This is a genomic window from Pseudoalteromonas sp., assembly GCF_041629635.1.
Classification (GTDB): domain Bacteria; phylum Pseudomonadota; class Gammaproteobacteria; order Enterobacterales; family Alteromonadaceae; genus Pseudoalteromonas.
Window position 1 is genome coordinate 1 of sequence record NZ_JBFKMX010000144.1, and the last position, 8,959, is coordinate 8,959.

6 protein-coding genes and 1 pseudogene are annotated in these 8,959 nt (G+C 40.4%); 4 read left to right on the forward strand and 3 right to left on the reverse strand.

All coding sequences use genetic code 11. The features are described 5' to 3' along the window. Both ABYD77_RS15850 and ABYD77_RS15855 read right to left on the reverse strand, forming a co-directional pair. Positions 1-264, reverse strand: a 264-nt coding sequence (locus ABYD77_RS15850; RefSeq protein ID WP_372771086.1) for a hypothetical protein, incomplete at its 3' end; no start/stop codon positions are given. Positions 265-339: 75 nt separating this feature from the next. After that, positions 340-1,149 carry an ion transporter gene (locus tag ABYD77_RS15855; protein WP_372771087.1) on the reverse strand — a complete coding sequence of 270 codons (810 nt, stop codon included), beginning with the start codon at positions 1,147-1,149 and terminating at the stop codon, positions 340-342. Positions 1,150-1,356: 207 nt separating this feature from the next. Here ABYD77_RS15855 and sbcD point away from each other — a divergent pair, with 207 nt between their 5' ends. From sbcD to ABYD77_RS15875, 4 genes are all read left to right on the forward strand, one after another. After that, on the forward strand, positions 1,357-2,568 hold the full coding sequence (sbcD, locus tag ABYD77_RS15860; RefSeq protein WP_372771088.1) for an exonuclease subunit SbcD: 1,212 nt from the start codon (positions 1,357-1,359) through the stop codon (positions 2,566-2,568). Then, positions 2,565-6,236: an AAA family ATPase gene (locus ABYD77_RS15865; RefSeq protein ID WP_372771089.1), complete on the forward strand. Its 3,672-nt coding sequence runs from the start codon at positions 2,565-2,567 to the stop codon at positions 6,234-6,236. The genes sbcD and ABYD77_RS15865 overlap by 4 nt, the downstream gene beginning before the upstream one ends. 11 nt (positions 6,237-6,247) lie before the next feature. Continuing rightward, positions 6,248-6,691: an RNA-binding S4 domain-containing protein gene (locus ABYD77_RS15870; RefSeq protein ID WP_372771090.1), complete on the forward strand. Its 444-nt coding sequence runs from the start codon at positions 6,248-6,250 to the stop codon at positions 6,689-6,691. Positions 6,692-7,087: 396 nt separating this feature from the next. Next, positions 7,088-8,353, forward strand: a complete 1,266-nt coding sequence (locus ABYD77_RS15875; protein WP_372771091.1) for an HD-GYP domain-containing protein — start codon at positions 7,088-7,090, stop codon at positions 8,351-8,353. Between the two features lie 473 nt (positions 8,354-8,826). Here the strand turns inward: ABYD77_RS15875 and ABYD77_RS15880 are convergent. Further along, positions 8,827-8,959 (reverse strand): annotated as a pseudogene (locus ABYD77_RS15880) (IS3 family transposase); the annotation flags it as partial.

Consider the following 8,959-nt stretch of genomic DNA (forward strand, 5'->3'; position numbering starts at 1 on the left):
AGATAGCAGAGAGAAAACATCATAGGCATTATTAGTGAGTATCGACACAGGCTGTTTTTCAATCTCAGTCAGTAACTTGGGAGAAGGATTGCTTAGAATTAGCATTGGAGAGTGGATAAAAACAAATAACAAAAAAAGTAAGATAACGGCCAAGGTAACAATAACACCAACCAACTCTCCGAACAGCCAGTAGGCTAATGCACACAATGTAATGCCGCAAACAAAATAGAGTATCTGATAAATACGTCTTTGTTTGTTTTGCATTGCACACCCGCTCAACCTGACAACCCTTAGTAAGTGTTGACGAGGTTAGCGAGATGCGCAAGTGCCGAATGACGGTTACTTCAGCCGTTCGTTGAGTAATTTATTTAGCTCAACAATTTGCGCTTTTAACTCAAGCACTTCAGCTTTGGTGGCTGGCTCATCTAATTCGTCAGTATTTTCTTTTACAAAGTTATCGTGCTCTTGCGTCATCACTTCAAGCACCACACCTACCATCATATTTAAGAAAATAAACGCAGTTAAAAAGATAAAAGACAAATAGTAAATCCAACTTAGCGGGTGCACCGCCATGGTTTCGTACATTACGTCTGTCCAGTCTTCAAAGGTTGCAACACGGAACAGCGTCAACATTGAAATCGATACATCGCGCCAAAGCGTTGGGTTAATTTCACTGAACATCATGCTACCAACAGCGGCATAAATGTAGAAAATTACAAACATTAGTAGTGCGATGTAACCCATGCGCGGAATCGCTTTAATCAGCGCATTCACCAGCATACGTAGCTCAGGCACCATAGAAACCAAACGCAGTACACGGAAAATACGCAGTAAACGCGCAATAAACACCGTTGAACCCGCGACAGGTAATAAGCTACCAATCACAATTATGGTGTCAAAAATATTCCAACCCTTAGAGAAAAACGCTTTAGGCCCTTTTGAAGCAATAAAACGAATTGCAATTTCTACCGCAAAAAATACTGTAATGCCTTTATCTAACAGCAGTAAGAGATTTTCCATCCACACAGGCAAGGCATAAGTATGCGCACCAACACTCAGTGCCGATACCACAATGACAAAAATAACAAAGGCTTGAAACGCTTTACTGTCGTCGATTCGTTGAAACTGGCTTTGTATGGCCGTGAACATACTGAATTTCTCTTACTGGTTAGCAAAATAAAAAACGCATTATAACCATCCATTAAGCGAAGATCTAACTGCTGCTTTTAGCGCACTGCAACAACATGTTATGCGCTAAAAGCAGCAGTTAAAAAATTATGCTTTATGCAGCTCGTTGCCCTTTATGGGTTTTATTAAAAAGTGATAAAGTGAGTTTTTTTGCTATCAAGAACTCTTATGCGCATTATTCACACATCTGACTGGCATCTTGGCCAGAGCTTTTTTAATCAGTCTCGGCAAAAAGAACACCATTTATTAATCAAATGGCTAGCAGAGCAAGTTAAAGCGCAGCAAGTGGATGCGGTGATTATCGCAGGAGATATTTTTGATACTGGCACGCCACCAAGTTATGCGCGCAGCCTTTACAGCGAGCTTATTTTGGCGATGCAAGCAGCTAATTGTCAGTTGATTGTAACCGCTGGCAATCACGATTCGGTAGCTACTCTTAACGAGATTAAAAGCTTAGTAAAAGCGCTTAACTGCCATGTGGTATCACAAGCAAGTGAAGATGTAGCAGAGCAAATCGTCGCTATAACTAAAGCCGAAAAAACACTAGGTTATGTCTGTGCCATTCCATTTTTACGCAGTAAAGACATTATCACCAGTCGCGCCGACGAAAGCATAAAAGAAAAACAAGACAATCTTGCCAAAGGTATTTATCAACACTTTGAAAACACCTTTCAGGCCGCGCAAACATTAAAAGCAGGGCAAGAAATACCGATTGTTATGACGGGCCATTTAACTGCGGTAGGCGCATCTAGCTCAGAGTCAGTGCGCGATATTTATATCGGCCACCTGTCAGGTATAAACGCACATCAACTGCCAAACGCCGATTACATCGCCCTTGGTCATATTCATGGCGCTCAAAAAGTTGGTAAAGAAGGTAATGTGTTTTATAGCGGCTCGCCAATCGCCCTTAGTTTTGATGAATTAAAACACGCAAAATCGGTCAACTTAGTTGAGTTTAACGGGCAAAATGTTTCGCAAATAAGCCAACTTGAAATCCCGCGCTTTCAAGCAATGCAAACCATAAAAGGCAACCTCGCCGAAATTAAAAACGCATTAACCGTATTTGCAGAGCAAACTGCAACAACCTGGCTGAGTATTGAAGTTACCACCGACGACTATATTAGCGACCTGCAAAATACCGTGTTAGATCTCACCAAAGACCTGCCTGTTGAAGTATTACAACTAAAGCGTGCGCGTAAACATGTAGCTAAACTTAGCCAACAAAAGCAAGAGAATCTATCTGAAATAACACCTTTAGAGGTTTTTGAGAAACGCATCGCACTTGAAGAGTTTACAACAGATGACGATCTTGCCCGTAAAGAGCGCCTAACCCAGCACTTTATTTCACTGCTTAATACAGCAAAAGGAGCGCAGTCATGAAAATATTGTCGCTGCGTTTTGCCAATTTAAACTCGCTAAAAGGTGAATGGAAAATCGACTTTAACAAAGCGCCATTCGCCGAAAGCGGTATTTTTGCTATCACTGGGCCAACTGGCGCCGGTAAAACCACTATTTTAGATGCCATTTGCTTAGCGCTTTATAACAGCACGCCAAGGCTTGGTGCAATCAGCGCAAGTAATAATGAAATAATGACCCGTGGCACCAGTTACTGTTTAGCTGAAGTTGAATTTGCCGTAAATCAAGGTGTGTATCGTGCTTTTTGGTCAATGCGCCGTGCCCGTAATAAGCCTGACGGTAACTTACAACCAGCAGAAGTAGAGCTGGTTGAAGTGGCGAGCAACAAACCCATTGCGGCGCAAATTAAAAAGAAAGATAAGCTAATCGAGTCACTCACTGGCCTTAACTTTACCCGCTTCACAAAATCCATGATGTTGTCGCAGGGGCAATTCGCCGCATTTTTACAAGCCAAAGAAGCCGACCGCGCCGAGTTATTAGAAGAACTCACCGGCACCGAAATTTATGGCCAAATTTCACAATTAGTGCACCAACGCTTTGGTGAAGCACGCGATGCGCTTAATGTGATAAGCACCAAGACAGAGTCGCTCGAACTGTTACCTGAAGAACGCATAAATCAAATAAACCAGCAAGTTAGTGAGCTACAAACACAACAAACTAATTTAAAAAGCGAGCTTACCAGCCTGCAAGCAAAACGCGATTGGCATAACCAAGTTACACAAAACCAACAGCGTTTAGAAAAACTGCAACAGCAAAAAATTCAACTTGAAAATGAACTTGCTGAGAAACAGCCAGCGCTAACGCGCCTTGAAACGGCCCTGCCCGCACAAAAGATCGCGGTTGATTTAGATAAACTCGCATCGTTAAACACTGCCAAGCAAAACCAAATCGCCAGTATTGAAAGTTATCAACAACAAGCAAACTCTCGCGCAAACGAGCAAGTAAAGGTAGTTGAGTTAACTCACTCACTAGCCACTAAACTCGATACTGCCAAACAAGCGCAAAAAAAGTTATTTGAGCTTATTGATAACCAAGTAATCCCACTCGATAACCAACTTTCGCATAGCAAAAGCAAATTAAGCGAGTTAAATCAGCAGCTAGAAAACTTGTATATACAAGAAAAAAAATTGACTGAAGCGCTGCAACAAAGTGAAAGTAGCATTCATAACCTTGAAGCTGAAAAGCAGCAACTTGCCGCTAGTTTTGATCAAACCATCGATATAGAGCAATTTGAACATCAGCTTGCAGAGTGGCTTAATGAGCACACCAAACTGCAACTAAACGCACAGTCTTTGCAACAGCAACAAAACCAGTTAACCGAGTTAGCCGAAAGCAAAACCGTCTTAAACCAAGCAATTGGCGAGCAACAAACAGGTATCGCAAAAGAGCAAACAAAGCGTGAACAGCACCAATTACAAGTTACGCAGTTACAAACACAACTAAGTGAATTGGGTGTTAACTGTGATATTGATGTGTGTGAAAACACAATAAACTCAGTTAAACAGGCGCTAGATAAAGCCAAAACTGCAAAACAGCAGCAAACTCAATGGCAACAAATAACAAACGAAATATTTGCGGATAAAACTCAGATTCAAGTTTTACAAAATGCCCAACCTGAGTTAAAAGCGCAGCTTGCTTCACAAAATGCACTACTGAAAGCTCAGCAACAAAGTTTAGATACCTCACTTCGCTTACAAGATGCAGAGGCCCAATTAGCTCTGCTACGACAAGATTTAGAAGAAGATACCCCCTGCCCACTTTGCGGTAGTGCTCAGCACGACTTAAGTCATTTTGAGGCTGGTAACACGTCAGGTGATGAAAACACGCACATCGCAATGCTTAAACAAGAGATAAGTGATTTACAACAAAATGTGATAGGGCTTTCCGCAGCACTTAGCAGCAACGCCCAACAAATTGATGCATTAAATACCGCAATCACGAATAAAACCCAGCAACTAGATTCAATCGCCACAACTTGGGCGATTGAACAAATTGCGATTAGCGATGAAACCGCTTTACTGACGTTTATTGCAGAAACAGAGCAACACCTTTCAACCGCGTTACAAAACCATGAACAAGTTAAAGCAATAAATACTCAGTTAACTGAGGCGCAACACGCAGAACGCGAGTTAAACCATCAAATACAATTACTGGCTGAAAAACTCAATAGCGCGACTGAGCAATTACAAAACTTAACTACCAAAGAGCAAAAGCTATTAACAGCCTTTAATGAGCAGCAAAAGGCTTACACCTCAGCACTTACAAAGCTTGTATATACAATTAATAGCAGTGGGTATTCCTGCCAAGAAGTCGATGTAGCCAACTGGTTTAACGAACAGAAACAACAGCTAAATACACTTAAAACACAGCATAAAAAACACCAACAAGTGCAACAACAACTCGCTCTAGCACAGCAGGCACGCAACCATTTATCACAGCAGCAAATGGAAAATGCAAAGCAACAAAGTGAATTAAAAAATCAACACGAAACCACACAGCAGAAAATTGCAGAGCAAGCACACACACGCCAGCAACTATTTGGGGATAAATCGGCCGCAACTGAAAAGCAGATATCACAAGCATACTTAGAAGCGCTTCAATCCGAAGCAAAAACCGCTGAAACACACGCCCAACAAATTAATGCCGAGCTCACCAAGCTCAACGGTCAGCTAAGCGAAAAGCGAGAACAACTTAATCATACCAATGTGCAATTAAACGAGGTGCAAACCAAGCTCACTAAACTACTGGAGAAAACTCCTTATGCGACCATTGATGAGGCGCAGCAAGCGCGTTTATCAGCAGATGAATTTGAGAAATTAGTTGAGCTTAAACGCCAATTAGATGCTGCACTTACACTTAATAGCGAGCAAATAAATACTGTTTCAAATGAATTGAAAGCCCAACAAGCGCATGAATTTAAGACGCTAAACCTAAATAGCCAACAGCTACAAAGCACCTTTGACGAGCTAAATGAAACCCTTGGTCAAACCAACCAACAACTGGGGTTATTGAGCAATCAAATTAATGAAAATGCAGCGCGACAAGACAAACTTAAAGATTTAAAACACGAGCTCGATTTACTTAACCGCGAGTATCAAGACTGGCATTATTTACACGGTTTAATTGGCTCTCAAAAAGGCGATAAATTTAGAAAATTTGCCCAAGGTTTAACGCTTGATAATTTGATTTACCTTGCTAATCGACAACTTGAAAAGCTCACTGGCCGCTACCTATTAAAACGCAAAGAAGACCAGTCGTTAGAAATGCAAATTATCGACCTTTGGCAAGGCGAGCAAGTACGCGATACCAACACCCTATCTGGCGGTGAAAGCTTTTTAGTGAGCCTTGCTTTGGCACTCGCGCTTTCCGATTTAGTTAGTCATAAAGTGAGTATTGATTCACTGTTTCTAGATGAAGGTTTTGGCACACTCGATAAAGAAACCCTCGATATCGCCCTTGATGCGCTCGACAACCTACATGCCAGCGGCAAAACTATTGGCGTAATAAGTCATATCGATGCGATGAAAGAACGTATACCAGTGCAAATTAAAGTGCGTAAAAAGTCAGGATTAGGCATCAGCGAACTCGACCGCACCTATAAGTTTGATACAATAGCCAGCGAAACCAGTTAAGAGATTTATCCATGTCACAAGCTTTTGTTGTAGAACTTGAAGAGCAACCGATTGAATTATGTAACTTATTAAAGCTACTTGACCTAGTTGAGTCTGGCGGCCAAGCAAAAATGTTAATTGCCGACGGCTATGTTGCTCTTAATGGTGAAATTTGCCTACAAAAACGCAAAAAAGTATACGCTGGTGACACGGTAGAATTCGACGGCCAACTATTCCAAGTTGCAGAGTTTTCAGGCGAAAGCACTGAGAGTGATTACCAAGAAAGCGAGTCATTTGAAGATGATTATCAAGATGACGCAGCTGAATATCAGCCGGTAACTGAGGAACCAAAAGCGGCAACTCCAGCGAATAATCCGTCGCCATCAAAAGCGAAAAAAACAGATAAAAAACCAGCCGCTAAAAGCGCAAAAACTAAAGATAAAAAAACCGGCAGAAAACCAATCTCGTTTGGGTAATAGTTCAGCTTTAATCGGCTATATCGATTGATGATTAAACTAGCTTAAAATTAAATCTATCCTATAGTACACACCTAAAACAAGGTCATGGAAGGCCGATGCGACTTAGCAAAACTTTTAAATATAGCCTAACTCTAAAGTTCACCTTGTTATCACTGCTACATACTTCGTTTAAATTTCTATAGTGAATTAGATCATTTGTAACACGCTTTATGATTGAAAGACATAAAATTTATATATCATAAAACTTATACTAAGCTTTGAATATTATAAGTCACATTTCCCCCTACACAAATGATAAAGCAGCAGAATTTTAATAATTCTTACAACCCAAAGGTTGCCGACAGTTATGTAGAACATCTTTCTGAGTGTACAAAAAAGCATAAAGTTGCAGCTATGGAAGATATTTGTAATGAGTTTGGTGTTCTATTGGTACCAAGAGGCACATGCATTGAACGGCGAGTTATTAGCTTTCTCACAGGTCACAAAATGCAAAAAGCCCTAGATAATGTCATTGGCATTGAAGGCAGCTTGACTAGCCAAACTTTATTAGAAGATATACATAACTTTATTTTAAGTTACCCCGATTTATCGATGATACATAGCGGGGAAGAATTTGAAGCTGTGTTACAAAATTTATGCTGTGATATACAAATACCAAGAGTTTTACTGCAGAAACTCACGGTGCTTAAAGTGCAGATGCCAGATATTTATCAACAAACATTGTTTTGCTCATGGTTTGGAGCCATGATCGCGCGTGAAATGGGCCTACCATATAAAAAAATATACAACACATTTTTAACCGGGCTATTTCATGATCTTGGGTTATTGCATGTACAACCAGATACCTTAAAAAAAACAGGTAACTTTAATGACTCCGAATGGCATTCAATTGAATGTCATACCTTTATCAGCAAGCTCATTGTAGAAAGTGTTAACGTGTTTGACAGTGATATTACAAAAGGGATTATGCAACACCATGAGCGTTGCGATGGCACCGGATACCCTAATGAACTGACCAAAGAAAAATTATGCTACACTGGCCAGATTATTGGTTTAGCTGATATTCTTTACCATATTCGCAGCCGCCAATTTTCAATTTTAGGTAGGAATATGGCTGATATCATGCCCTACCTTCAAGTTAATTCAAATACTTTTCTGTTTGAGTCCTATCAAGCCGTATACGCAATTATTCACCGTTCAAACCTGGCGGTTACAGATCTGCTTAATCGAAAAGACTTTCCTACGCTCCCAAAACGGCTCGCAGTGCAACGCACAAAACTCGAGAAACTATGTACCGATTTAACTGATTTCATAAACCAAATCAATGAAATAAGTAAGAAGCGTCACTGTAAGTCTCTTATTTATTCAAGTTCACAAATTTTCGACATTATTACACGTTCAGGCATAGGTAGTACTGAAATAGTGAAGTGGCTTGAGGAGTTAGATGATAGTAGCTTTGATCATAATCATGCTGAATTACAAGAAATTGACGCCATGCAATATGAATTACTGTGGATGATTAAAAGAACTTGCCGCCTGATCCCCGCCATACTAAAAGATGAAATCTCCCTTAGCAACGACCACTATGAAGATTTCAAGAAAATTGCGATTCAAATAGAGCAAGATTTACACGATGCATGGGAAAACTATGAACACTAACCATCTAACTGATTAAAATAAACACAATAATTGCAAAAGCACTTGGCATTATTGTTCTTTTAAAGACCATCACTTTGATTAAATTTGTCCATAAAAACGCAAAAGTATCTGCTAGCGAAAGCGTTGAGAGACTAGCAAGCCCCAGATTTATTTGAAAACGCCAATCAAGATGACGACACAGTTGAATATCAGCAAATAGCTGAAGCAGCAACTCCAGCGAAGAATCCGTCCCTGCAAAAGCTAAAAAAGCGGATAAAACGCCAACCGCTAGAAGTGCAAAAACTAAAGATAAAAAAACCGGCAGAAAACCGATTTCGTTTGGGTAAAGGGTGGGTTAAGCTTTTAGATAGCCACCTTGCCGCTCAGGTGACATTACTTTAGAGCGGCATTTAAAAACCCACACTTGCCTCCCTGCATTTATCTTGCGTCATCCATGACGCACTCGTTCATTCTTTTTAAACGTGTTGTAGTGGTCAACTAATATTGGCCACGGTTTTGTATTCAAGCCAGTATCTTTTTTCTGACTCATTCGGTGTTAAACCAGCATTGTAATGATGCGGTCTAACTGAGCTGTAATAACCAACGATATAATGAGTTATTTCAGCT

Coding starts and splice junctions, on each gene's coding strand:
- ABYD77_RS15875 (WP_372771091.1), top strand. CDS start 7,088: ATGGAAGATATTTGTAATGAGTTTGGTGTTCTATTGGTACCAAGAGGC.
- ABYD77_RS15865 (WP_372771089.1), top strand. CDS start 2,565: ATGAAAATATTGTCGCTGCGTTTTGCCAATTTAAACTCGCTAAAAGGT.
- ABYD77_RS15855 (WP_372771087.1), bottom strand. CDS start 1,149: ATGTTCACGGCCATACAAAGCCAGTTTCAACGAATCGACGACAGTAAA.
- sbcD (WP_372771088.1), top strand. CDS start 1,357: ATGCGCATTATTCACACATCTGACTGGCATCTTGGCCAGAGCTTTTTT.
- ABYD77_RS15870 (WP_372771090.1), top strand. CDS start 6,248: ATGTCACAAGCTTTTGTTGTAGAACTTGAAGAGCAACCGATTGAATTA.